A 23203-nucleotide genomic window follows, 5' to 3' on the forward strand; every position below is an offset into this window, starting at 1 on the left:
ACGACGACTCTCGCGGAAAAGGATCTCCGGGCGTAGCGTGGCGGTATGCGGCAGGCACACGCTGAAGACGCACGGACCGAAGCCAGGCGCATCGTACGCAACCTGCTGGGCGACGAGCGCCCGACCGCCGAGACCCTGGTCGCCGACGTGCGGCCGGTGCTCGGCGACGAACGGACCGACCGCGCGCTCGGGCTCGCGCTCGGCGCCTCCCTCACCCGCAGATCCGCCGAGCTGGCCGCCATCGCCGCGCTCCTCGTCGGCACCCGCGAACTGGGCGCCGGCTGGTGGACGCGGCCAAGGGGCGGCAAGCTGCCGCCGCCCGACGAGGTGCTGCGCACGGCCGTCGCGATCGAGCCGTGGACCGACCTGACCGCGCTGGAGATGCTGGCCGCCTGGTGCGCCGACGACGCCGCCGACCAGCTCTGGGGCCGGCCCACCGCCGAGGTCGACCTCAACTCCTGGCAGGCCGAGGACCGCTTCGAGCTGCCGCCCGGGGTCAGGCCGGGACAGCGGCTCGTGGTGCACTTCGACGCGGGCGGCCGGCTCGACGCGGTCGTCGCCCGCCGCCTGGACGACGCGCTCGGGTCCAACCTCGACTTCCAGTCGCTGCGCTACTCCAGGCCCGCCGAGGCCCAGTGGAGCTGGGGGGTGGCCGCCGGGCTCGGACCCCACCGGCTGCCCGGTGAGAAGCCCGACCCGTACGCCCGCGAGATCCCGGCCGCCGCCGCGGGCGTCCTGCGGGCCTGGGCCGTACGCCACGGCGTCACCCGGGAGGACCTGGGCGAACGCTGGTCGACCGTCGGCGACGTGGTGGCCGCCATCGAGCGGGTCGACTGGATGTGGCGCAGCGGCGAGTGGTTCGGATGGTGGCGCGGCGCGTCCGCGCTGGTGGACGACTCGGCCTACCTGCCCTACCGCCTGGAGGAGCTGGCCGCCGGCTGACCCGGGCAGGAATCGCCGTGCGGGCCGCGTGGTTGTGGCTGGCGTGAAAGTCGAGATTTTCTCCGATGTCGTGTGCCCCTGGTGTTACATCGGGCATGTCAGGTTCGCCCGCGCCGCCGAGCGCTTCAGGGCCAAGGGCGGCACGATCGAGGTGACCATGCGCCCGTTCCAGCTCAACCCGGACGCCCCCACGGACGGCGAGCCGCTGATCCCGGCCCTTGAGCGCAAGTTCGGGTCCGGCGCGCGGCAGATGACCGAGCGCGTCCGGGCCGTCGCCGTCGAAGAGGGCCTGGAGATGGACTACGAGCGGGCCGTCAGCTCCAACACCTTCGAGGCCCACCGGCTCATCGAGGTCGCCACCGGCCAGGGGCTCGGCAAGGAGATGGCCGACCGGCTGTTCCGCGCGTACTTCGGCGAGGGCGCGAACGTGGGCGACCCCGGCGTGCTGGGCCGCCTGGCCGCGGAGGTCGGCGTCGAGGACTCCGGCGAGGGCGGCGAGCAGGTACGCGAGCAGCTCGCCAGGGCCGGCGCGCTGGGCGTCAGCGGGGTGCCGTTGTTCCTGTTCGAGGGCAAGTTCGCGGTGTCGGGCGCGCAGCCCGAGGACGCCTTCGCCGCGGCCATCGACGAGGTCGCCGAGCGCACCGGGCAGACGCCGATCACCCAGCTCGCGCCGCCGGCCGACGGGTGCGACGACGACGGCTACTGCGCGCTCTGAACGGCCCCGCCCGCGGCGGTGCGACAATCGTGGGGTGTCGAGCCGTCGCCTTGGTTACCTGCTCAAGCATGCCGCGCTGCGCCTGGCCGAGTTCACCGGCCCGGCGCTGGAGCCGTACGGCCTCGACGGGCGGGAGCTCGGGGTGCTGTCGGTGATCGACGCCCCCGAGCCGCTGTCGCAGCAGGAGGCGGCCCAGCGGCTCGGCATCGACCGCACGACGATGGTCGCCATGGTCGACGCGCTGGAGGCCAAGCAACTGGTGGCGCGGCGGCCGCATCCGGGCGACCGCCGCAAGAACGCGGTGGAGCTGACCGAGCGCGGCCGCGAGACCATGCGCCTGGCGGTGCCGGCCGTGGAGGCCGCCGAGCGCGCCTTCCTGTCCTCCCTGCCGGAGGACGAGCAGCGCCTGTTCCGGGACGCCCTGCACCGCCTGGTGTGAGGCGCGGGGGTCAGGCCGGGGCGCCGCCCTCGCCGAGCTGGCCGGAGCGGTGGTGGCGGCGGCAGAGCACCTGGTAGCGCACCGGCGAGGCGTCGGTGTCGCCGATCACGACCTGCTCGCCCGTCCGCGCCAGCACCCCGCCCACCACGCGCGCGTTGAGCTGCCCGGGGCGGCCGCACCAGCACAGCACCTCGACCTGGAGCCGGCACACCTCGTCGGCCAGCTCGAACAGCCGCTGCGCGCCCGGGAACATGACCGACCGGAAGTCGGAGGCCAGCCCGAAGGCGTAGACGTCGATGCCGTGCTCGTCCACCAGGTCGGCGAGCTGCTCGATCTGCTCGACCGAGTAGAAGCAGGCCTCGTCGCAGATCAGGTAGTCGATCCGCTCGTGCGAGGTGACCAGGCCGACGAGATCGAGGGAGTCCTCCACCTCGATCGCCTCCAGGCCCAGCCCGATCCGGCTGGTGACCTTCGGGCCGCCGGAGCGGTCGTGCTTGGTCAGGACCAGCCCCCGCCGCCCCTGGCGGCCGTGGTTGTAGTTCATCTGGAGCGCCAGAGTGGACTTCCCGCAGTCCATGGGGCCGAAGTAGAACTTCAGTACGGCGTCCCGGGCTCCAGATGGCACGGCAGACAAGGCAGACAGTTCGGTCACAGGGGGCCAGCTTAGCGGCTTGGCTTGTCCCATGACCTCGTGGGACATTTCTCCCCTGGACTCTCAGGAGGAACTGTGGTCACCGACAATCCACCGACGCTCGACGCGATGCTGACACAGGACGACGTGACGGCCGCCCAGGCCGACGCCACCCGATGGCGGTACGGTTTCCTGGTCGTCGTGGCGGGCATCGTCGCGATCCTGATCGCCTTCGGCGCCGCGGTGTTCGCCACCAAGGAGTTCGCCGCGCTGTTCGCCGGTGTGGCCGGGGTGGTGGGCACGATCATGGGTGCCTATTTCGGCGTGCAGGCGGGACAGTCGGGGAAGGCCAGAGTCGAGGCCGAACTGGCGAAGTCCCAGGAGCTGGTGGTGCGTCTGGCGGCCTACGTCGGCACCCAGAACGCGCCCCGGGTCATCGACGAAGTTCTCGGCCGTCGCCGAAGCTGAGGAGCCATGCGAAGCGTCCGTATCGGAGTGGACACCGGGGGCACGTTCACCGACGTCGTGGCGGTGGACGAGCAGACCGGTGAGATCGTCACCACCAAGACCCCCTCGACGCCCGCGAACCCGGCCGACGGGTTCGTCGCGGGCATCGGGAAGCTGGGCGAGCTCGACGTCGCCTCCATCGTCCACGGCACCACCGTCGCGACGAACCAGTTGCTCGAAGACCGCATCGCGAACCTCGGGTTCATCACCACCGAGGGCTTCGAGTTCATCCTGGAGATCGCCAGGCAGAGCGTGCCGGACGGCTACGGCAACTCCTACTTCTGGGTCAAACCGCCGCGGATCGTCCCCGTGCACCTCGTCAGGACGGTCGGCGGGCGGCTCGACCACCTCGGCAACGAGGTGCGGCCGTTCTCCGAGGAGCAGGCCGTCGAGGCGGCGCGCTGGCTGAGGTCGAAGGGGATCAACGCGGTCGGCGTGTGCTTCCTGCACTCCTACGCCAACCCCGAGCACGAGCGCCGCATGCGTGAGGTGCTCTGGCGCGAGCACCCGGAGGCGGTGATCTCGCTCTCCAGCGACGTGCTGCGCGAGTACCGCGAGTACGAGCGCTCGATCACGACCCTGGTGGACGCCGCGGTCAAGCCCGCGATGCGCGGCTACATCGCCAACCTGTCCAACCGGCTGGGCATGCCGTTCTCGGTCATGAAGTCCAACGGCGGCGTGTTGTCGGCCCGCGAGGTCGTCAACCAGCCGATCACCACCGTGCTGTCGGGCCCGGCGGCGGGCGCGCTCGGCGCGGCGCTCCTCGCCTCCACCGCCGGGCACCCCTCGGTGATCACCCTCGACGGCGGCGGCACCTCGACCGACGTGGCCGTGGTGATCGACGGCGAGCCGTCGCTGACCACCGAGGGCACGGTCGGCCACTACCCGTGCAAGATCCCGATGATCGACATCGTCACGGTCGGCGCGGGCGGCGGCTCGGTGGCCTGGATCTCGCCCGAGGGCACGCTGAAGGTCGGCCCCCGCTCCGCCGGCGCCGATCCGGGGCCGCTGTGCTACGGCAAGGGCGGCTCGGAGGTCACGGTCACCGACGCGCACGTCTTCCTCGGCCGCATCCCGCCCCACCTGCTCGGCGGCGAGATCCCGCTCGACGTCGACGCCGCCCGCCAGGGCGTCGAGGCGCTGGCCGACAAGCTCGCGCTCACCCCCGAGCGCACCGCGACCGGCATCCTGGAGATCAGCGCGTTCAACCAGAGCAACGCGATCCGGCAGCTCACCGTCAAGCGCGGCCTCGACGTACGGGACTTCCCGCTGGTGACGTTCGGCGGGTCGGGGCCGCTGCTGGCCTGCCGCCTGATCGACGTCCTGGGGCTGCCGGCCGTCGTCGTCCCGCGCGACCCGGGCAACGTCTCGGCGTTCGGCCTGCTCACCGTGGACGTCAAGAACGACTACGTGCGCACGTACGTCACCCGCGACCTCGCGCTCAAGACCGCCGCGCAGATCTTCCAGGAGCTGGAGGGCCAGGCCGCCGAGGCGCTCGACCGCGAGGGCTTCGACGACCCGGTCTACGTCCGCAGCGCCGACCTGCGCTACTACGGGCAGGCGTTCGAGGTGCGCGTCGCCGCCCCGGCGGGCCCGCTCGACGACGACTGGAAGCGCACGGTGATCGACGGCTTCCACGACGCCCACGAGAAGCTGTACGGGTACGCCTACCGCGACGACCCCCGCCACGGCGTCGAATGGGTCAACCTGCGCGTGTCCGGCATCGGTCCCATCACCCGGCCGGCCGTCCGGCGGCTGGAGGGGCCGGGCAGCGGGGCCACCTCGGTCCGTCCCGTGCATTTCGACGAGACCCGCGACACCCCGATCCACCAGCGTGCCGCCCTCGGCCCCGGCGCGACCGTCCAGGGCCCGGCGGTCATCGAGGAGTACGGATCGACGATCCCCGTGCACCCGGGCTTCACCGCAAAGGTGGACGAATACGGAAATGTGGAGATCCGACGTGATTGATCCGATCCTGGTGGAGATCGTCGAGGGCACGCTGGCCTCCGTCGAGCAGGAGGTCGAGACGGCCATCGCCCGTACGGCCCGCTCCCCGATGATCCGCGACGCGCACGACTTCCGCGCCGGCATCCACGACGTCCGGCTGCGCAAGCTCACCGGCCGCTCCTACAGCGCGCTCGTCCAGCCGATCGTGCGCGACTTCCCGATCGAGACGATGAAGCCCGGCGACGTCTACTTCCACAACGACGTCTACCTGTCCGAGGGCGGCATCGGCCACCTGCCCGACCTGTGCGTCACCGTGCCGGTCTTCCACGAGGGGGCCGTGGTGGCGTTCGTGCAGGCGTTCGGCCACCACGACGACATCGGCGGCGCGGTGCCCGGCTCGATGCCCTCGCACGCCCGCTCGGTCTACGAAGAGGGCCTGATGATCCCGCCGATCAAGCTGTGGGACCAGGGCGCCCCGAACGAGACCGCGCTGCGCATCATGACCCGCAACTCCCGCATGCCCGACTCCCTGGCCGGCGACCTCGACGCCGAGTGCTCGGCCTGCCTCATGGGCGCCCGCCGCCTCGGCGAGCTGTTCGACCGGTACGGCAGGCAGGCCGTCGAGGAGTGCTTCGACGCGATCGTCTCCAAGACCACCGAGACCTTCCGCAGGGAACTGCTCGTCAAGATCCCCGAAGGCACGTACGTCTGGGAGGACTACGCCGAGCACGACGGCGTCGACGAGCCCCGCCTGCACGCCCAGCGCATCACGCTCACCGTCGACCACGCCGCCGACGCGCCGCTCACGATCGACTTCACCGGCACCTCCCCCCAGGCCAAGGGCCCGATCAACCACGCGGGCGACTACGCCGACGGCGTCTTCCTGAAGAAGTGGCTCGCGCCGGTGCTGCGCAACCTCGCCGACACGCCCGAGCGCATGGCCGAGCTCGACGTCAACGAGGGCGTCGTGCCGCTGATCAGGATGGTCTTCCCGGAGAAGGGCACGCTGCTCACCCCGGTCTTCCCGGCCCCCACCAACGCCCGTACGTTCGTCATCCTGCGCCTGCTCGGCGTGCTGGCCGGCGTGCTGGCCAAGGCCACCGGCGGACGCATGCCCGCCGACCAGGAGACCATCCGCTACACCGGCGTCCACGGCGAGGACGCCGACGGGACGCCGTACCTGATGCGCGAGGTCCTGGGCGGCGGCTCGGGCGGGCGCTGGTACGCCGACGGCGAGGACACCATCCACATCGTCCCCGACTCGCGCAACATCCCGGTCGAGTTCGCCGAGGCGCGCTGGCCGTTCCGGGTGGAGCGGCTGGGGCTGGCCTGCGACTCGGGCGGCCCGGGCATGTTCCGCGGCGGGCTGGGCTACGACAAGCACATCAGGATGCTCCGGGACGCGTCGTACATGTCGATCGCCGACCGGTCGATCCTGTCGTGCTGGGGCGTCAACGGCGGCCTGGCCGGGCGCCCGTTCCGGGTGGAGATCGCGGGCAAGGAGATGGACGGCCTGGTGGACGACCACCTCGTCCAGGCCGGCGACCTGATCCGCATCCGCACGACGGGCGGCGGCGGCTGGGGCTCCCCCTACGACCGCGACCCGAGGGCGGTGGCGGCCGACGTCCGCGACGGCAAGGTCTCGATCGCCGGTGCCCTGGGCGACTACGGCGTGGTCCTGGACGGCGACCGCATCGACGAACGCGGCACCGCCGAACTGCGCGCCCGCCTCCGCCCGCCCACGGACCGCTTCTTCGACCGCGGCCCCGGCTACCCGAGGCTGTCCGGCGGAAGGACGTTCGCGGAGGTGGACGAGCTGTAGGGAAACGGCGAGGGCTACTCCTTGTCGAAGCTGGCGAAGTACGTGGCCACCATGTCCTGGTCGCCGTGCCCCTGCGCCTCGGCGCGGCGCAGGCGTTCGCCGGCCGCCGCCACCATGTCCAGCCGCACCCCGGCCGCCTGGCCCGCCTCGGTGATCAGCCGGGTGTCCTTCTCGGCGTTGTGCACGGTGAAGGACGGCTCGAAGTCGCCCTCCAGGATGGCCTTCGACTTGGCCTGGAAGTAGACGTTGTCCAGCGGGCCGCCGGTCATCACCTCGCGGACCAGGCCGGGGTCGAGGCCGAGCCCCTTGGCCAGGGCCAGGGCCTCGGCCACGATGCCGGTCATCGAGATGGCGTAGCTGACGGCGGCCATCTTGAGCTTGGTGCCGGTGCCCTGGGCGCCGTCCTCGCCGAGCCACAGGGTGCGCGCGCCGACGGCGTCGAAGACCGGGACGAGCGCCTGCCTGGCGGACTCGGGGGCGGCCGCCAGGATGAGCAGCTTGCCCTGTTCGGCCGGCTGCCTGGTGCCCTGGACGGGCGCGTCGGCGAAGGTCAGCCCGTGCTCCGCGGCCAGGGCGGCCAGACGGTCCACCGCGGCCACGCCGACCGTGCTCATCTGCGCCCACACCTGGCCGGGGCGGAGCGCGGGCGCGGCGGCGGTCATCGCGTCGTGCACGGCGTCGCCGTCGCTGAGCATGGTGACGATCACGTCGGCGCCCTCGACCGCCTCGGCGGGGGAGCCGGCGACGACCGCGCCGTCGGCCGCCAGCGGCTCGGCCTTGTCCCGCGTACGGTTCCACACCCTGACCGCCAGGCCGGCCCTGAGCAGGTTGCGGGCCATGGGGGCGCCCATGAGCCCGGCCCCGAGTACTGCGACTTCAGTCATGAGGATCACCCTACGACGGCCCGCTCCGGCGGCCCCGGCGAGGTGCCGTGTCCGGATGCGAGGATGGCGGGCATGGGACCTTCGCTGATCATCGCCGTACGACACGGGGAGAGCCAGGCGAACCTGGCGCACGCGCAGGCCGGCGACCGGCCGCTGATCTACGAGCGGGGCGACGACGAGGTGTCGCTGACCGACCTCGGCCTGCTCCAGGCCCGGGCGCTCGGCCGCAGGCTGGCCGGGCTGCCCGCCGGTGAGGCGCCCGAGGTGGTGTGGTGCTCGCCGTACCTGCGGGCGCTGGACACCTGGAACGCCGTCCGGGAGACCTGGGGCGTGGGCGCGCTGCCGGTGACCGTGGACGAGCGGCTGAGGGACCAGGAGTCGGGCGCGTTCGCGCCCTTCAACCTGGCCGCCATCGGCGAATGTTTCCCCGGCGAGGTACGGCGGATGCGGGCCGAGGGCCCCTACGCCTACCGGCCGCCCGGCGGCGAGTCGCTGGCCGACGTGGTGGTCCGGCTCAAGGACTTCCTGGCCGGGCTGCGCGGGGCTGCGGACGGGCGGCGGGTGCTGATCGTCGCCCACGACTCGGTGGTGCTGGGGCTGCGGCACGTCGTGGCCGGAGGGGACGACGCCGACCTGGCCGACGTCCTGCGGTTCGCGCCGGTGCTGAACGCGTCGCTGTCGGTCTGGCGGGCCGCGGGCGGAGGGTTCGAGGTGGTGGCGTTCAACGACGTCACCCACCTGGATCCCACCTAGATCCCACCCAGATCCCACCTGGATCTCACCTGGATCCCGCTTGAGCGGAGCGCGGTGGTGAGCTCGTCTGTCATGCCGTCCTTCCGGCACCCTGCTCAGTCGGGCGGGAGGGCGACCCGGTTCACGTCTCGACGACGAGATCGGCGCGCTCGCGGGTGCGGTCGGCGGCGAACCAGGCCCGTTCGGCCGCGAACCACTGCCGCCACCGGGGTTCGAGCTCCGGGCCGTCGCGGTCGAGGACACGCCGCAGCCGCACCGCCTCCGGGGCCTCCACCCAGACGGTGAAGGCCAGCAGACGGGCGGCCGACCGGCGGGCGGTGCCGACGCCCTCGACGACCAGGACGGGCGCGGCCGGCACGGCGACGTGGTCGGCGTAGCGCTCGCGCACCCAGTCGTACCTGCGGAAACCGGCCGGGCGACCGTGCCGGAGAGGTTGCAGGACCTGCTCGTCCAGCAGGCGGAACCAGGCACCGGGGCCGTCGTCCCAGTGGACGGGGAAGTCGTCGCTGTGGATCACCTGGCAGCCCAGCGCCGCGCCGAGCCGGCCCGCGAACGTGGTCTTGCCCGACCCCGCCGGGCCGTCGACGGCCACCAGGCGGACGGGCCCGCAGGAGGGCGGCAGGGCCTGGATGCGGCGGGCCAGGGAATTCACCGGACCAGGGTAGGCGATGGGCGACGGCCGCCTGAGAGAATATTCTTCCGGCCCAACGCAAGCTGGAGGTTGACCTTGCTCGGACCCCTCGGCGACGTCGTCGTCCTCGATCTGTCCAGGGCCCTCGCCGGGCCGCACGCCGCGCAGATGCTCGGCGACCTGGGCGCCCGGGTGATCAAGGTGGAGCATCCGGACGGAGGTGACGAGTCGCGCGGCTGGGGGCCGCCCTTCGTCGGGCCTGACCACGACATCTCGACCTACTTCCTGGCGGCCAACCGCAACAAGCAGTCCATCGCCGTCGATCTCAAGTCCGCCGAGGGCAAGGAGCTGATCGAGCGGCTCGTCCGCCGGTGCGACGTGCTGATCGAGAACTTCCGCACCGGGGTGCTCGACCGGCTCGGCTTCCCCGTCGAGCGCCTGCACGAGCTCAACCCGCGGCTGGTCGTCCTGTCGATCACCGGGTTCGGCCACGACGGGCCCGAGGGCGGCCGGCCGGGCTACGACGTGATCGCCCAGGGCGAGGCGGGGCTGATGTCGCTGACCGGGCCCTCGCGCGAGGAGCCGTACCGGGTGGGGGCCTCGATCGCCGACCTGCTGGCCGGCATCCACGGCGCGTACGGCGTGGCGGCGGCCCTGTACGAGCGCGAGCACACCGGCCGGGGCCGGGTGGTGCGCACGTCCCTGCTGGCCGCGGTCGCCGGCGTGCACTCCTACCACGGCACGGCCTGGACGGTCGGCGGCCAGGTCCCCGGCGCCAACGGCAACCACCACGCCTCCATCGCCCCCTACGGCGCCTTCCACTGCGCCGACGGCCTGCTGCAGATCGCCGTGGCGAACGACGGCCAGTGGAGGAAGGTCGCCAAGCTACTCGACATCGACCCTGATGTGGCGAAATATGCGACCAACAGGCAGAGATTCGCGCACCGGGATGAGCTGATCGCCGACATGGAGAAGGCCCTGGCCGACCACGACCGCGCCCACTGGCTGGCCAGGCTGGGCGAGGCCGGCGTGCCCGCGGGCGCGATCAGGTCGATCGACGAGGTCTACGCATGGGAGCAGACCCGCTCCCAGGGGCTGCTGATCGAGGTGGACCACCCCGTGCTCGGCCCGATCGAGCTTCCCGGGCCGCCGCTGCGCTTCGACGGCCTGCCCACGGCCGAGCACACCGCGCCCCCCGCGCTCGGCCAGGACGGCGAGGCCGTGCTCGCCTGGCTCGAAGAGCGGGAGGGATGATCGGCAATTCCCGGCTCCGGCATGTACCCTCGTGCGTCACCATGGCATCATCGGTTGATCGTTAGGAGCGATAGTGAGCCGTCCGGACGCGCGCACACTGATCGAAGCGGTCCTCGACAGGGGGTCGTGGAAGTCGTGGGACGCGCCGCCCGCCGACCCGGCGGAGCCCGGCTCCTCCTACGCCGAGGAGCTGGCGGCGGCCCGCGTGAAGTCCGGCTACGACGAGTCGGTGATCACCGGCGAGGGGCTGCTCGACGGCCGCAGGGTCGCCGTCGTGGTCTGCGAGTTCTCCTTCATGGCGGGGTCGGTCGGGGTCGCCGCGGCCACCCGCATCGCCGCCGCGATCGAGCGCGCCACGCGTGAGCGGCTGCCGCTGCTGGCCGCCCCGGCCTCGGGCGGCACGCGGATGCAGGAAGGGGCGTCGGCGTTCGTCCAGATGGTCCGGATCACCGTGGCGGTGCAGGAGCACCGCGCGGCCGGGCTGCCGTACGTCGTCTACCTGCGCCACCCGACGACGGGCGGCGTGCTGGCCTCCTGGGGGTCGCTCGGGCACGTCACGGCGGCCGAGCCGGGCGCGCTGATCGGGTTCCTCGGGCCGCGGGTGTTCGAGGCGCTGCACGGCTACCCCTTTCCCGACGGCGTCCAGGTGGCCGAGAACTTCTACGACCACGGCCTGGTCGACGCCGTGGTGTCGGCCGACGACGCCCGCAGGGTCGCGATCAGGGCCCTTTCGGTGTTGTGCGCCGGCCGTACCGGCGTCGAGGCGGGCGAGCCGCCCGAGGAGGACCTGCGGCCCGTCGAGGCGTGGGAGGCGATCACCCGCTCGCGCCGCGACGACCGTCCGGGGGTGCGCACGCTGCTCAAGCTCGCCGCCACCGACGTGACGCCGCTCAGCGGCAGCGGCGCCGGCGAGAACGAGCCGGGGCTCGTGCTGGCGCTGGCCAGGTTCGGCGCCGCGCCGGCCGTGGTGCTCGGCCAGGACCGGCGCAGGCAGCGTCAGCGCTCGCCGCTCGGCCCGGCCGGGCTCAGGGTGGCCAGGCGCGGCATGCGCCTGGCGGCCGAGCTGGGGCTGCCGCTGGTCACCGTGGTCGACACCGCGGGCGCCGACCTGTCTAAGTCGGCCGAGGAGGGCGGGCTGGCCGCCGAGATCGCCCGCTGCCTGGCCGAGCTGGTCACGCTCGACGCCCCGACCGTCTGCCTGCTGCTCGGCGAGGGCGCGGGCGGGGCGGCGCTGGCGCTGCTGCCGGCCGACCGGGTGCTGTGCGCGCAACACGCCTGGCTGTCGCCGCTGCCGCCGGAGGGCGCCTCGGCCATCCTCTACCGGTCGGTCGACTTCGCCCCCGAGATCGCCCAGGCCCAGCGCATCCGGGCCACCGACCTGCGGAGTGACGGCATCGTCGACCGGGTGATCCCCGAGCTGCCCGACGCCGCCTACGAGCCCAGGCGGTTCTGCGAGCGCGTGGGGCGGGCGCTGGAGCACGAGATCGCCAAGCTGCTGGAGGTGAGCCCGGCCGACCGCCTGGCGGCCCGCCTGGCCCGCTACCGGAACCTGGGATAACCGCTACGGCACGGGGATGCGCTCGACGCGGATGGAGAAGACCTCCTCGCGCGGCACGACGACCTCGTACGCGCCGTGGTCGACCATCCAGTAGCCGAGCGCCTCGGCCTTCATGCCGCTGTGGCCGGTGTAGGCGATGTGCAGGCCGTCGTCGTCCTCGTCGAGCACGATGCACGGCTCGCCGCCGAAGGCGCCGACGGTGCGGATGAGCACCAGCCACTCCAGCTGCGACCTGGCCACCACCCGCCGCCAGTAGCCCGAGGAGGGCTCGAAGCCGTCGAGGTCCACCTCGCTGAACAGCACGACCTGGCCGTTGTCGGGGCCGAGCGCGGCCGGCAGCGTACGCTCGCCGAAGCGGGCCACGAAGCCGGAGGCGACCGGCGTGATCTCCTCGCTCATGCGGCGGGCCGCCAGGTCAGCCCGTCGTAACCGGCGAAGGGCCGCTCGCCCTCGCCGGTGACGTGGACGATCTCCGCGCCCGCCGGGATCGGCATCGGGACGGTGTGGAACTGCGGCACCACGTGGTCGGGCGAGGTGGTGAACCCGTTGCCGGCGAACGGCGGCACGTCGCTCCAGTCACCTCCCATGTGCGGGCCGTAGGGCACCGCGTAGGTGTCGACGTCGCGGGCGTGCCAGCGCATGACGTAGAGCTCGGGGACCTCGGGGAACAGCTCCGAGCCGTCGAAGGACAGGTCGAGGCCGTAGTAGAGGGCCGCCGGCGTGGTCAGCCTGACGCAGTCCTGGACGCGGTAGACGTAGCCGGAGATCACGGTGCGTTTGCCCGACAGGTAAGGCACGAGCAGACGCGGCGGCACGACCTTCTGCATCTGCGTTCCGCTCATGGCTCTACTTTACGGTCGGTTGACCCTTGAGCACCCGGTGATCCAGACACGGGAGGATGGCCCTGGCGGTCGCCGTCCATTCGGTGTCGAGGTGTACGAGCTGGACCCCCGGACCGGTGCCGAGGTCGGCCCGTACCACCCCGAGCGGGTCGACCAGCATGCTGCGGCCCACGCCGAACCCGTCCTTCGACTCCTCCGGGTTGGGCGCCTGGCCGACGGCGGCGGTCCACATCGTGTTCTCCAGGGCCCGTGCGCGGACCAGCGTGACCCAATGGTCCTCCTTCAGCGGGCCCGACCCCCAGGCGGCGATCACCGCGAACAGGTCGGCGCCCTTGTCGACCAGCGCCCTGGTCAGCTCGGGGAAGCGGATGTCGTAACAGGTGACCAGCCCGACGCGCAGCCCGGCCAGCTCGACCACGGTCGGCTCGGCGCCCGGCGCCACCATGTCGGACTCCTTGGAGCCGAAGGAGTCGAACAGGTGGATCTTCCGGTACGCGGCCCTGACCGCGCCGTCCGCGTCGATCGCCACGGCCGTGTTGTGCACCTTGGCGCCGGCCGGGCCCTCGCCCGGCTCGAACACCCCGGCGATCACCGCCAGGCCGTGGGCGCGGGCCGCCTCCGACAGCCCCGACACGAACGGCCCGTCGAGCGGCTCTGCCAGCTCGGTGACACGCCTGCCGTACCGGGTGAGGGTGGCCTCGGGGAAGATCGCCAGGTCGGCCCCCTCGGCGCGGGCGAGCGCCTCCCTGGCCCTCTTGAGGTTGGTGGAGGGGTCAGGAGAGACCGGAATCTGGCAGAGGGCGATTGTGGTCACGGCCCGACTCTAACCGGTTGGGCACCAGTCGAAACCAGGTCAGGCACCGCCAGATCCACTCAAGGGGGCCGTACCGAAATCTGGTGAGCCACCAGCCGCTGAGCAACGTCTGCGCCACCACGGTCGTCAGCGCCACCGCGAGCACCGGCCAGCGGGTGGTGCCGGTCTTCAGCGGGACCGTGCACAGCGCGATCACCGCCGTGCCCGTGACGTAGTTGGTCAGCGCCATCCTGCCCAGCGGCTCCAGCAGGGCCGACAACCACGGCCGCAGCACCAGCAGCAGCCCGCTGGTGTACGCCGTCGCCCCGGCCAGCGCGGCCACGCTGTAGACGGTCCAGTCGCCCGCCCCCGGCACGTCGGCGACGCCCGCCCAGGTGGCCGTCAGCACCAAGGACGTCACCGCCGAGCCCGCGAACAGCGGCGCCAGCAGGCTCCGCGGCGGGCGCAGCCGCATCAGCCCCATGCCGACCAGGAACAGGCCCGGGATGAGCGTCGGGCCCGCGCCGTGCCAGGTCGCCCAGCCGGTCGCCGCCAGGCCCAGGGCCAGCACCGGCACGCCGCCCGGCAGGAACGAGGCGGGCAGCAGCACCACCAGGCCGTAGAGGGCGTAGTCGGTCAGCACCTCGCCCTCGTAGAAGGTGTGCTGGAGCAGGCCGAAGCCGGCCAGCCAGGCCAGCCGGCGCGCCAGCGCCCAGCGGCTCTTCGAGCGGTCGAGGAACAGCACGAAGCTGATCCCGAACAGCAGCGAGAAGATCGGGTAGAAGCGGCTCTGGAACAGGGCCTCGATCGTGCGGTCGATGCCGGTGTACGGCACGTGGCTCGCGTGCTGCCAGGTGTTGACCAGCATGATGCCGCCCACCGCGAAGCCGCGGAGGGCGTCCAGCTCTCGGATGCGCGTCACAGGAACCAGATGAACCACCATACGAGGAATCCGGCGCCGGCGACCGCCGCCACGATGTGCGGCCAGCGCCGTGTGTGGAACAGGGCCGCGACGCTCAGCACGGCCGAGGCCGCCGCGATCCACGTGTACAGGCCGATCGTGCCCGGGACGCCGACGGCCAGGGCCGTCTCGTTCCTGCCGGCCATCCCGTAGACGGCCTGGCCGGTCAGCCCGGCGAACGCCACGCCGGCCAGCCCCGCGTAGGCGGTAACCGACAGGCCGCGCAGCGCGCCGGCGACGAGCTGGGCGAGCGAGACGAGCACGAACAGCCCGAAGGGCGCGGCCAGCCAGGGGGCCTGCGAGATCCGGTACGGCGCGCCGGTGACGTGCGTGTCGGCCAGCCGCAGCGTGGGCGGCTGGGCCGGGTCGGCCCCGCAGGGCCTCGGCCAGGCGCGGTCGGGGGCCTCGACGAACCCGGCGATGCGCTTCCTGGCGCACGCGCTGGTGAGGAAGACGGCGTGGCTGCCGCGGAACGTCTCGAAGCGGGCGCCGGGGATGGCCCTGGCGGCCGGTCCGGCGGTCCGCGCGGGGGTGGTGGGATCCTGCTCGCCGCCGACGACGTAGACGGGGGCCTTGGGGACGGCGTTCACGGGGGTGGATCTGGGGAGCTGCCAAGCATCACACACCGCTTTGTCCACATTTACCGTGAAAAGTCGGGATCTGGTGGTGAAGGCGTTGAACGGCACCTCGTCCTGGCACTGCACCGCGTGGTACAGCCCGAACTCGTGCGACACCAGCCCCTGGCCCACCGCGTCGGCCAGCGGCCGCAGCAGCTCGTCGTGCCCCTCGGCCAGGCCGCCGACCAGCGCGGGCGCGACGGCCGACACGTTCGCCTCGTGCAGCGCCTCGGCGAGGACCGTGGCCACGTCGTCGCCGGACATCGTGGCCGTGAACGGCCGGCCGAGCAGCGGATCGGTGGTCGGCACCCGTGCGGGGGAGCGGTTGAGCCTGGACACCACCCGGTCGAACGCGTCGCCCGCGCCGAGCGCGGCCACGGTGTCGCGCAGGTTGCGGTCGGCGTCGTCGTACCAGGCCACGGCCTCGGGCAGGAACGAGTCCAGCACGACCGCCCGCACGCCTTCCGGGTCGGCCGCGGCGGCGTCCGTCATGACGCGGGTGGAGTAGCTGACGCCGAACAGGTTCCAGGACGGGTAGCCGAGCGCCTGGCGTAAGGCGACCACGTCGGCGACGATCTCCTTGGTGTTGTAGCCGCGCAGGTCGATGCCCTGCTCCTGGAGGCGGGCGCGGCAGCGCCGGGCCGCCGCGGCGACGTCGGCGGGTGGCCTGCGCAGCCGTCCGAGCATCGCCTCGGCCGTCTCGGGGCAGCTCAGCACCGGACGGGAGTACTTCCCGCCGCGTTGCTCGATCGTCACCACGTCGCGGTCGGGGAACATCTGGCTCAGGAACCCGGTGAGCTGGAGCGACGACGACGCGGGCCCGCCGCCCATGTACACGATCGGGTCCGGACGGCGGTCGGGGGACGTCGAGGTGTGGACGGCGTACCCGACCTTGACCGTCCGCCCCGGCGTGTCGCGGCGCTCGGGTGCCGTCAGGAAGCCGCAGACGGTGTGCTCGGGCATGGCGACCGGACAGGGCGCGGCCTCGACGGGAGGCGGCGTGTCACGCGTGACGAGGGGAACGCTCAGGGCGAGGGCTAGCACGACCCGGAAGATCACGAGACGAGACTAATAGTGTGGGGGCGTGACGGAACCACTTGTTTCCAGGATGCGCGCCTTCGGCACGACGATTTTCGCCGAGATGAGCGCGCTCGCCGTGCAGACCGGGGCCATCAACCTCGGACAGGGCTTCCCCGACACCGACGGCCCGGCCGCCATGCTCGACCGCGCGGTGCAGGCGATCACCTCGGGTGCCAACCAGTACCCGCCGGGGCCGGGGGTGCTGGAGCTCCGGCAGGCGGTCTCGGAGCACCGGATGGCCCACTACCGGCTCGACTACGACCCCGCGGGCGAGGTGCTGGTCACCGTGGGCGCCACCGAGGCCATCGCGGCGAGCGTGCTGGCGCTGTGCGAGCCGGGTGACGAGGTGATCGCCTTCGAGCCGTACTACGACTCCTACGCGGCCTCGATCGCGCTGGCCCAGGCCAGGCTCGCGGCCGTGACGCTGCGGCCGGTGGACGGCCGCTTCACCTTCGACCCCGACGAGCTGCGCGCGGCCGTCACGCCGCGCACCCGGGCGATCCTGGTCAACTCGCCGCACAACCCGACGGGGACGGTCTTCACCAGGGACGAGCTGACGGTCATCGCCGAGCTGTGCCAGGAGCACGGCCTGATCGCGATCACCGACGAGGTCTACGAGCACCTCACCTACGACGGCGTCGAGCACGTGCCGCTGGCCACGCTGCCCGGCATGCGCGAGCGCACGGTCATGATCTCCTCGGCGGGCAAGACGTTCTCGGTCACGGGCTGGAAGACCGGCTGGGTGTGCGCGCCGCCCGAGCTGGTACGGGCGGTCTCGACGGTCAAGCAGTTCCTCACCTTCACCGCGAGCGCGCCCTGGCAACTCGCGGTGGCGTACGGGCTGCGCACCGAGCTGGAGTGGGTGGCCGCGCTGCGCGCCGGGCTCCAGGACAAGCGCGACCGGCTGATGGACGGGCTGGCCGCGGCGGGGTTCGAGGTGCTCAGGCCGGCGGGCACGTACTTCGTGCAGACCGACATCCGGCCGCTGGGCTTCACCGACGGCCTGGAGTTCACCCGCCGCCTGGCCGAGCTGGCCGGGGTGGTGGCCATCCCCACGCAGGTCTTCTACGAGCACCCCGAGCGCGGCGGCCACTTCGTCCGGTTCGCGTTCTGCAAGAAGGAGGAGGTCATCGACGAGGCGGTGACCCGGCTCAAGCGCCTGTCTCAGGGGTAGCCCGGCGCAGGCCGTCGAACATCACGGCCAGGGTCCTGGCCCGCAGGTCGTCGCTCCAGTTGTTGTGCTGCGCCGCCAGGCAGGCGGCGCTGAGCAGGGCGAGCAGCTCCGCCATGCCCACGTCCTCCCGCACCGCCCCGGCCTCCTGCGCGCGCACCAGCAGCGCGCTGATCGCGCCCTTGATGTCGGGCGCGCCCGCCTTGGCGTCGATGCCGGCGCTGGCCAGGGCGTCCACCAGGATCCTCTTGACCGTCGAGTGGGCCACGATGCGGTCGAAGAACTCGAAGAAGGCCGCTCCGGCGTCGGCGGCGCCGGCCAGTTCCTCGGCCATCTCGGCCAGCCGCTCCTGCCGGTCGGTCACGATCGCCTGGTAGAGGGCCTCCTTGGTGGGGAACTGGCGGTAGATCGTCCCCACGCCCACGCCGGCCAGCGTGGCGATCTCGCGCATCGAGGCGTCGAGCCCGTCGCGGGCCAGCACGACCTCGGCCGCCTCCAGCACGCGGGCGCGGTTGCGCCGGGCGTCGGCACGCATGGGTCCTCCTCGTATCGACATCCTCATCGACATCCTCGCGTTGACATCCTCGCGTTGACATCCGGAACCGTTGTTCCGTATCGTTCCCGGCATTACAAGCGGAACGGTCATTCCGATTCTAGGGGGCTTTCGTGGACTTCCAGACCTTGGGGCGTTCGGGGCTGCGCGTCTCCCGCGCGTGCCTCGGCACCATGAACTTCGGCACCGAGCACGGCCTGGCCGCGGGCGACGAGGCCGAGGCGGGCCGCGTCATCGACGCCTACCTCGACGCGGGCGGCAACTTCGTCGACACCGCCGACCTCTACCACCGGGGCGAGACCGAGGAGATCGTCGGCCGGGCGCTGCGAGGCAGGCGCGAGTGGGTCGTGCTGGCCACCAAGGGCGCCATGCCGGTCGGCCCGGAGGGACGCGGCCTGTCCAGGCGGCACCTCACCCGCGCCCTGGAGGCCAGCCTGCGCCGCCTCGGCACCGACTACATCGACCTGTACCAGTGCCACCAGTGGGACCCGGGCACGCCGATCGAGGAGACGATGGCCACCCTCGACGGCTTCGTACGCTCGGGCAAGGTGCGCTACCTCGGCTGCTCCAACTTCACCGCCGCCCAGCTCGTCGAGGCGCAGTGGGCCGCCGAGCGGGTGGGCGGGACGCCGTTCGTGAGCCTGCAGCCGCAGTACTCGCTGATCCAGCGGGTCGTCGAGGCCGAGATCCTGCCCGCCTGCGCCCGCTTCGGCCTCGGCGCGGTCGTGTACGGCGCGCTCGGCGGCGGCGTCCTGACCGGCCGCTACCGGCGCGGCGAGATCCCCGACCCGGACAGCCGCATGGGCCGCCTGCTCGGCGCCGCGATGCCCGGCGCGACCCGCTGGGCGCAGTCGCTGCTCAACGACCGCAACCTGGCCGTCGCCGAGGGGCTGGCCGAGGTCGCGTCCGACCTGGGCGCAGACCCCGCCGCGGTCGCCCTGGCCTGGGTCGCGGGCCGTCCGGGTGTCACGTCGGTGCTGCTCGGGCCGCGTTCGGTGCGGCAGCTAGGGGAGAACCTGGCCGCCTTCGACCTCACCCTCCCGCCCGACGCGACCGCTCGCCTGGACGACCTCTCCGACCCCACCCTCACCCCCTCCGACGGCTCCTTCTTCCACCTCGTCCCCCGCTGACCCCGAAACGGCGTAACCGGAAGGTCCCGGAGAGTAAAGTGCTCGTTGTGGTATCGCCGTGATACCGTCTCCGACTTACGATGAGGGCATGGCCATGACCCTTCGCCTGAACGACGAACAGACCGAGGCTCTCCGCAAGCGCGCCGAGTCGGAGGGGCGCAGCATGCAGCAGATCGTGCTGCGTGCGATCGAGGAATACCTGGAGCGCGCCTCTGACGACGAGATCACCGACGCTCTGGCGGAGAAGGGCGCCAAGCGATTCGCGGACCTGTTGCGCAGGCTGGGCGAGTGATCCGCCACGTCAGCCTCGAACAAGGGCTCCGCATCGCCCGTGTCGCGGTGGGCGGCCCCGTTCAGGTGCGCGACCTCGGGCTCCTGGAGGCCGCGCTCCTGCGGCCGCGGACCTCGCTGTTCGGGCATGACGCCTATCCCGACCTGATGACCAAGGCCGCGGCCCTCCTTCATTCGATCGTCACCAACCATCCGCTCGTCGACGGGAACAAGCGCGCGGGCTGGCTCACGACCTACGTCTTCCTCGCGAAGAACGGGATCGAGCTCGATCCGGCCGACGACGACGCCTACGACCTGGTCGTCGCCGTCGCCTCCGGCAAGCTCGACGACGTGGTGGAGATCGCCGGGGCGCTGCGTGCGTTCATGAGGTGAGCTTGACCGGGAGGCGGCGTTGGCGGATGGCGGTGCGGATGGCCTTGGCGAGCTGGGCGTACTCGGTCACGCGGGCCGAGGAGGCGCGGTAGGCCAGGCCGATCGTGCGGCCCGGGGCGGGGGCGGCGAAGCGGCGCAGGGCCAGGCGTACCCGCTTGCCGGTCTCCACCGGAACGGCCGACTCCGGCAGCAGCGTCACGCCCAGGCCGCCCGCCACGAGTTGCACCAGCGTCGGCAGGCTGGTCGCGTACGTGGTCGCGGTGGCCCGCGCGCCCACCTCGCGGCACACGTCGATGGCCTGTTCGCGCAGGCAGTGGCCCTGGTTGAGCAGGACGATGTCCAGGCCCTTGAGGGCGTCGCGGTCGAGCGGGGCGGGGTCGGCGGCCAGCGGGTGGTCGTGGGGGAGGGCCAGCAGGAACTCCTCCTCGTAGAGCGGCGATTCCACCAGGCCGCCCAGGTCCGTCGGCAGGGCGAGCAGGACCAGGTCGAGCCGCCCCTCGCGGACCTCCTCCAGGATCGTCTCCGTCTTGGCCTCGTGGATGGTCAGCTTCAGGTGCGGGAAGCGCTGGGCGAACATGGGCAGCAGCGCGGGCAGCACGTACGGCGCCACGGTGGGGATCACGCCGAGGTGGGCCGGGCCGCTGAACGGCTCGCGGTTCTGGGCGGCCTCGCCCATCAGGTCCTCCACGGAGGCCAGCACCCGCCAGGCGTGCTCGGCCACGCGCTCGCCGGCGGGGGTGAGCAGCACCTTCCGGGTGGTCCGCTCAAGGAGCTGTGTGTCCAATATCTCCTCCAATGAGGCGACATTTCCGGACAAGGTGGGTTGGCTCATCTTCAGTGCCGTCGCCGCCTCCCTGAAGTGGAGATGCTCGGCCACGGCGAGGAAGGAACGCAGCTGAGCCAGGGTGGGCATGGGCTCACTGATAGGAATCACCTCTCAGATTGGTACGACTGCTCGATTTCTCGAATCAATGGTAGGTGCGGCAACGTAGGTGCCCTGACCCGCACTTCCTCCGAAGGAGTAGGAACTTGCTCACCGTCGGTGACCGCTTCCCCGAGTACGAACTCACGGCCTGTGTCGACCTCGACCCCGACAAGGCGTTCGCTGAGATCAACCACAAGACCTACGAGGGCAAGTGGCGCGTGGTGTTCTTCTGGCCGAAGGACTTCACGTTCGTCTGCCCGACCGAGATCGCCGAGTTCGGCCGTCTCAACGGCGAGTTCGCCGACCGTGACGCCCAGGTGCTCGGCGTCTCGATCGACTCCGAGTTCGTGCACCACGCCTGGCGCAAGAACCACGAGGACCTGCGCGACCTGCCCTTCCCGATGCTGAGCGACATCAAGCGCGAGCTGTCGCAGGCCTGCGGCGTGCTCGGCCAGGACGGCGTCGCCCAGCGCGCCACGTTCATCGTCGACCAGAACAACGAGATCCAGTTCTCGATGGTGACCGCCGGTTCCGTGGGCCGCAACGTCAAGGAGGTCCTGCGGGTCCTCGACGCCCTGCAGTCCGACGAGCTGTGCCCGTGCAACTGGAACAAGGGCGAGGCCGGCCTCGACGCCCAGAAGCTGCTGGCCCAGTGAGCGTCGACAACCTGAAGTCGCTCCTGCCCGACTACGCCAAGGACACCAGGCTCAACCTGGGCTCGGTCACGACCACCTCGTCGCTGACCGACCAGCAGCTCTGGGGCGCCGTCCTGGCGTGCGCCCTGGCCACCAGGTCGGCGCGGGTCATCGCCGAGCTCTCGCGGGACGCCGCCGACCACCTGTCGGCCGAGGCGTTCACCGCCGCCAAGGCGGCCGCGTCGATCATGGCGATGAACAACGTCTACTACCGCGCCACCCACCTGATCGGCGACGAGACGTACGCGACGCTGCCGGCCAGGCTCCGGATGTCCGTGATCGGCAACCCGGGCGTGGACAAGACGGACTTCGAGCTGTGGTGCCTGGCGGTCTCCGCGGTCAACGGCTGCGGCCGCTGCCTGGAGTCGCACGAGCAGGTGCTGCGGGGCGCGGGCATGCCGCGTGAGCAGGTCCAGGAGGCGCTGCGGGTGGCCGCCGTGATCAACGCCACCGCCGCGACCCTGGAGGCCGAGGCCGCGCTCCTGGCGGTCTGACCTCCTCGCGAGCCGTCGAAGGCGGGCGCCCGTCCGGGCGCCCGCCTTCGACGTGCGCCTGTCCGGAGGGCCCGCCTTCGACGTGCCCGGGAAGGGACCTAGCCGGCCTGGGGCTCGTCGAGCGGGGTGAGCGCCTGGCTGGCCTCCTCGTGTTCCAGGCCCGTGGCCTGCAGCAGGTCGACCGCGATCGAACGCAGTTGCGCGATGATGACGTGCGCGGAGAAGCCCAGCCGCTCGGGCCGTTCCCGGCCGGCCACCGCGAGCAGCGCCTGCCGCGCCAGCAGGGGATCGCGTCCGGCGGCCAGCTCCAGTTGCAGCAGCAGCGCCGCCTCCGAGACCTCCCGCATCGCCTCGGCCAGCGCCGTGGGCGGCGGGCTCGCCTCGCCCAGCGCCGCCAGCGTGCGGCGGACCAGCACCCGGGCGTTGCGCAGCGCCAGGTCGACGGGTACGGCGGCGGTCTCGTACCGGGCCAGGGCGGCCCGGCGGTGCCAGTGCAGCGGCGAGATCATGGTGATCTCCTTGCTGGTCTCCAGCGCCATCGCGAACTCCTCGACGGCCGCCTGGGTCGTCCGCGCCTCCTCCAGCGCCTCGGCGGCCAGATCGACGTCCCGCTTCTCGATCGACTCCGCCGCCTGCTCCAGGACGGTGGACAGCGCGTCCAGCACCCCGGACAGATGCTTGGCCGCGATCGTGAACGGGCTGGCGGGCATCAGCGCGACCGCCGCGACGCCGATGACGCCCCCGGTGAGGGCGTCGGCCATGCGGTCGAGGCCGCCGGCGTTCTCGCCGGGCAGCAGCGTGGCCACCAGCACCGCCGAGGACCCCGCCTGCGCGACGAACAGCGCCCCGCCGTTGAGCAGCAGCGCCACGGCCATGGCCAGCCCGACGACCAGCGCGAGCTGCCAGGGCCCCGAGCCGATCCACGACACCAGCAGGTCGCCGACGCCGACGCCGAGGCTCACGCCGACCACCAGCTCGGCCACGCGCCGCAGCCGCTGGCCGAGCCCCACGCCGACGCAGATCAGCACGGAGATCGGCGCGAAGAACGGCCGGGTGTGCCCGAGCAGGTCGACGGCGACGATCCAGGCCAGCGCCGAGCCCACCGCGCACTGCACGATGGAGGGCGCCATGAGGCCGAACGTGCCCAGTCGTTCCCTTACGTGATCGCTGAGCCTCGTTCGCACCTTTCCACCTTG

At 72.2% G+C, this 23203-nt stretch carries 26 protein-coding genes; 15 read left to right on the forward strand and 11 right to left on the reverse strand.

What is annotated here, in order from left to right:
• The first annotated feature begins 45 nt into the window (after positions 1–45).
• From ACIHAD_RS07815 to ACIHAD_RS07825, 3 genes are read left to right on the forward strand one after another with little or no spacing between them, the layout of a single operon-like run.
• The gene (locus ACIHAD_RS07815; protein WP_397353559.1) at positions 46–942 is read left to right on the forward strand and encodes a hypothetical protein; all 897 of its coding nucleotides are present in this window, start codon (positions 46–48) and stop codon (positions 940–942) included.
• A 43-nt stretch (positions 943–985) separates the two neighbouring features.
• Complete coding sequence (locus tag ACIHAD_RS07820; RefSeq protein ID WP_397353560.1) at positions 986–1657, forward strand: DsbA family protein; 672 nt, start codon at positions 986–988, stop codon at positions 1655–1657.
• Between the two features lie 34 nt (positions 1658–1691).
• Positions 1692–2096 carry a MarR family winged helix-turn-helix transcriptional regulator gene (locus ACIHAD_RS07825; RefSeq protein ID WP_397353561.1) on the forward strand — a complete coding sequence of 135 codons (405 nt, stop codon included), beginning with the start codon at positions 1692–1694 and terminating at the stop codon, positions 2094–2096.
• A gap of 10 nt (positions 2097–2106) precedes the next feature.
• Here the strand turns inward: ACIHAD_RS07825 and ACIHAD_RS07830 are convergent, their stop codons facing one another.
• Positions 2107–2721, reverse strand: a complete 615-nt coding sequence (locus tag ACIHAD_RS07830; RefSeq protein WP_397353563.1) for a thymidine kinase — start codon at positions 2719–2721, stop codon at positions 2107–2109.
• A gap of 102 nt (positions 2722–2823) precedes the next feature.
• Between ACIHAD_RS07830 and ACIHAD_RS07835 the strand changes: the two genes are divergently transcribed.
• The 3 genes from ACIHAD_RS07835 to ACIHAD_RS07845 are packed head-to-tail and all read left to right on the forward strand — an operon-like array spanning position 2824 to position 7003.
• A complete protein-coding gene (locus tag ACIHAD_RS07835; protein WP_357992394.1) occupies positions 2824–3195 on the forward strand; it encodes a hypothetical protein in 372 nt (123 codons plus the stop codon).
• A 6-nt stretch (positions 3196–3201) separates the two neighbouring features.
• Positions 3202–5202, forward strand: coding sequence for a hydantoinase/oxoprolinase family protein (locus ACIHAD_RS07840; protein ID WP_397353564.1), 2001 nt, complete (start codon positions 3202–3204; stop codon positions 5200–5202).
• Entirely contained in the window at positions 5195–7003 is a 1809-nt protein-coding gene (locus ACIHAD_RS07845) for a hydantoinase B/oxoprolinase family protein (RefSeq protein WP_397353565.1), read from the forward strand. Before ACIHAD_RS07840 ends, ACIHAD_RS07845 begins: the two co-directional genes overlap by 8 nt.
• Positions 7004–7017: 14 nt before the next feature.
• Here ACIHAD_RS07845 and ACIHAD_RS07850 read toward each other — a convergent pair whose 3' ends face one another.
• On the reverse strand, positions 7018–7887 hold the full coding sequence (locus ACIHAD_RS07850) for an NAD(P)-dependent oxidoreductase (RefSeq protein WP_397353566.1): 870 nt from the start codon (positions 7885–7887) through the stop codon (positions 7018–7020).
• A 72-nt stretch (positions 7888–7959) separates the two neighbouring features.
• Between ACIHAD_RS07850 and ACIHAD_RS07855 the strand changes: the two genes are divergently transcribed.
• Complete coding sequence (locus tag ACIHAD_RS07855) at positions 7960–8640, forward strand: histidine phosphatase family protein (RefSeq protein WP_397353567.1); 681 nt, start codon at positions 7960–7962, stop codon at positions 8638–8640.
• A gap of 121 nt (positions 8641–8761) precedes the next feature.
• Here ACIHAD_RS07855 and ACIHAD_RS07860 read toward each other — a convergent pair whose 3' ends face one another.
• Entirely contained in the window at positions 8762–9292 is a 531-nt protein-coding gene (locus ACIHAD_RS07860) for an AAA family ATPase (RefSeq protein WP_352322413.1), read from the reverse strand.
• A 75-nt stretch (positions 9293–9367) separates the two neighbouring features.
• Here ACIHAD_RS07860 and ACIHAD_RS07865 point away from each other — a divergent pair, with 75 nt between their 5' ends.
• Together ACIHAD_RS07865 and ACIHAD_RS07870 are read left to right on the forward strand one after the other, a co-directional pair.
• Positions 9368–10525, forward strand: coding sequence for a CaiB/BaiF CoA transferase family protein (locus tag ACIHAD_RS07865; protein ID WP_397353568.1), 1158 nt, complete (start codon positions 9368–9370; stop codon positions 10523–10525).
• Between the two features lie 73 nt (positions 10526–10598).
• Complete coding sequence (locus tag ACIHAD_RS07870; RefSeq protein ID WP_397353569.1) at positions 10599–12083, forward strand: carboxyl transferase domain-containing protein; 1485 nt, start codon at positions 10599–10601, stop codon at positions 12081–12083.
• Between the two features lie 3 nt (positions 12084–12086).
• Here the strand turns inward: ACIHAD_RS07870 and ACIHAD_RS07875 are convergent, their stop codons facing one another.
• The 5 genes from ACIHAD_RS07875 to ACIHAD_RS07895 are packed head-to-tail and all read right to left on the reverse strand — an operon-like array spanning position 12087 to position 16355.
• On the reverse strand, positions 12087–12482 hold the full coding sequence (locus ACIHAD_RS07875) for a hypothetical protein (RefSeq protein ID WP_397353570.1): 396 nt from the start codon (positions 12480–12482) through the stop codon (positions 12087–12089).
• Complete coding sequence (locus tag ACIHAD_RS07880) at positions 12479–12925, reverse strand: hypothetical protein (RefSeq protein ID WP_357698257.1); 447 nt, start codon at positions 12923–12925, stop codon at positions 12479–12481. Before ACIHAD_RS07880 ends, ACIHAD_RS07875 begins: the two co-directional genes overlap by 4 nt.
• Before the next feature lie 4 nt (positions 12926–12929).
• Positions 12930–13739 carry a carbon-nitrogen hydrolase family protein gene (locus ACIHAD_RS07885; RefSeq protein WP_397353571.1) on the reverse strand — a complete coding sequence of 270 codons (810 nt, stop codon included), beginning with the start codon at positions 13737–13739 and terminating at the stop codon, positions 12930–12932.
• Positions 13699–14640: a DUF418 domain-containing protein gene (locus ACIHAD_RS07890; protein ID WP_397353572.1), complete on the reverse strand. Its 942-nt coding sequence runs from the start codon at positions 14638–14640 to the stop codon at positions 13699–13701. Before ACIHAD_RS07890 ends, ACIHAD_RS07885 begins: the two co-directional genes overlap by 41 nt.
• Positions 14637–16355 carry an alpha/beta fold hydrolase gene (locus ACIHAD_RS07895; protein ID WP_397353573.1) on the reverse strand — a complete coding sequence of 573 codons (1719 nt, stop codon included), beginning with the start codon at positions 16353–16355 and terminating at the stop codon, positions 14637–14639. Before ACIHAD_RS07895 ends, ACIHAD_RS07890 begins: the two co-directional genes overlap by 4 nt.
• A gap of 25 nt (positions 16356–16380) precedes the next feature.
• On the opposite strand from ACIHAD_RS07895, the gene ACIHAD_RS07900 reads away from it, so the two are divergent.
• The gene (locus tag ACIHAD_RS07900; protein WP_397353574.1) at positions 16381–17550 is read left to right on the forward strand and encodes a pyridoxal phosphate-dependent aminotransferase; all 1170 of its coding nucleotides are present in this window, start codon (positions 16381–16383) and stop codon (positions 17548–17550) included.
• On the opposite strand, the gene ACIHAD_RS07905 is transcribed toward ACIHAD_RS07900, so the two are convergent.
• Positions 17528–18082, reverse strand: coding sequence for a helix-turn-helix domain-containing protein (locus ACIHAD_RS07905; RefSeq protein ID WP_397353575.1), 555 nt, complete (start codon positions 18080–18082; stop codon positions 17528–17530). The two genes, ACIHAD_RS07900 and ACIHAD_RS07905, sit on opposite strands and share 23 nt — an antisense overlap.
• 131 nt (positions 18083–18213) lie before the next feature.
• On the opposite strand from ACIHAD_RS07905, the gene ACIHAD_RS07910 reads away from it, so the two are divergent.
• The 3 genes from ACIHAD_RS07910 (at position 18214) to ACIHAD_RS07920 (ending at position 19893) form a co-directional block, all read left to right on the forward strand.
• On the forward strand, positions 18214–19230 hold the full coding sequence (locus tag ACIHAD_RS07910) for an aldo/keto reductase (RefSeq protein ID WP_397353577.1): 1017 nt from the start codon (positions 18214–18216) through the stop codon (positions 19228–19230).
• A gap of 88 nt (positions 19231–19318) precedes the next feature.
• Positions 19319–19522 (forward strand): ribbon-helix-helix protein, CopG family, encoded by a 204-nt coding sequence (locus ACIHAD_RS07915; protein ID WP_357964761.1) that lies wholly within the window; start codon positions 19319–19321, stop codon positions 19520–19522.
• Complete coding sequence (locus tag ACIHAD_RS07920) at positions 19519–19893, forward strand: type II toxin-antitoxin system death-on-curing family toxin (protein WP_397353578.1); 375 nt, start codon at positions 19519–19521, stop codon at positions 19891–19893. Before ACIHAD_RS07915 ends, ACIHAD_RS07920 begins: the two co-directional genes overlap by 4 nt.
• Here ACIHAD_RS07920 and ACIHAD_RS07925 read toward each other — a convergent pair.
• Positions 19883–20806 carry a LysR substrate-binding domain-containing protein gene (locus ACIHAD_RS07925; RefSeq protein ID WP_397353579.1) on the reverse strand — a complete coding sequence of 308 codons (924 nt, stop codon included), beginning with the start codon at positions 20804–20806 and terminating at the stop codon, positions 19883–19885. The two genes, ACIHAD_RS07920 and ACIHAD_RS07925, sit on opposite strands and share 11 nt — an antisense overlap.
• Positions 20807–20922: 116 nt before the next feature.
• Here ACIHAD_RS07925 and ACIHAD_RS07930 point away from each other — a divergent pair, with 116 nt between their 5' ends.
• Both ACIHAD_RS07930 and ACIHAD_RS07935 read left to right on the forward strand, forming a co-directional pair.
• On the forward strand, positions 20923–21474 hold the full coding sequence (locus ACIHAD_RS07930) for a peroxiredoxin (protein WP_357964755.1): 552 nt from the start codon (positions 20923–20925) through the stop codon (positions 21472–21474).
• Positions 21471–22007 carry a carboxymuconolactone decarboxylase family protein gene (locus ACIHAD_RS07935; RefSeq protein WP_397353580.1) on the forward strand — a complete coding sequence of 179 codons (537 nt, stop codon included), beginning with the start codon at positions 21471–21473 and terminating at the stop codon, positions 22005–22007. The genes ACIHAD_RS07930 and ACIHAD_RS07935 overlap by 4 nt, the downstream gene beginning before the upstream one ends.
• 98 nt (positions 22008–22105) lie before the next feature.
• Here ACIHAD_RS07935 and ACIHAD_RS07940 read toward each other — a convergent pair whose 3' ends face one another.
• A complete protein-coding gene (locus ACIHAD_RS07940; RefSeq protein WP_397353581.1) occupies positions 22106–23191 on the reverse strand; it encodes an aromatic acid exporter family protein in 1086 nt (361 codons plus the stop codon).
• Between the last annotated feature and the right edge of the window lie 12 nt (positions 23192–23203).

The sequence above is a fragment of the Nonomuraea sp. NPDC052265 genome (assembly GCF_044547985.1).
Classification (GTDB): domain Bacteria; phylum Actinomycetota; class Actinomycetes; order Streptosporangiales; family Streptosporangiaceae; genus Nonomuraea.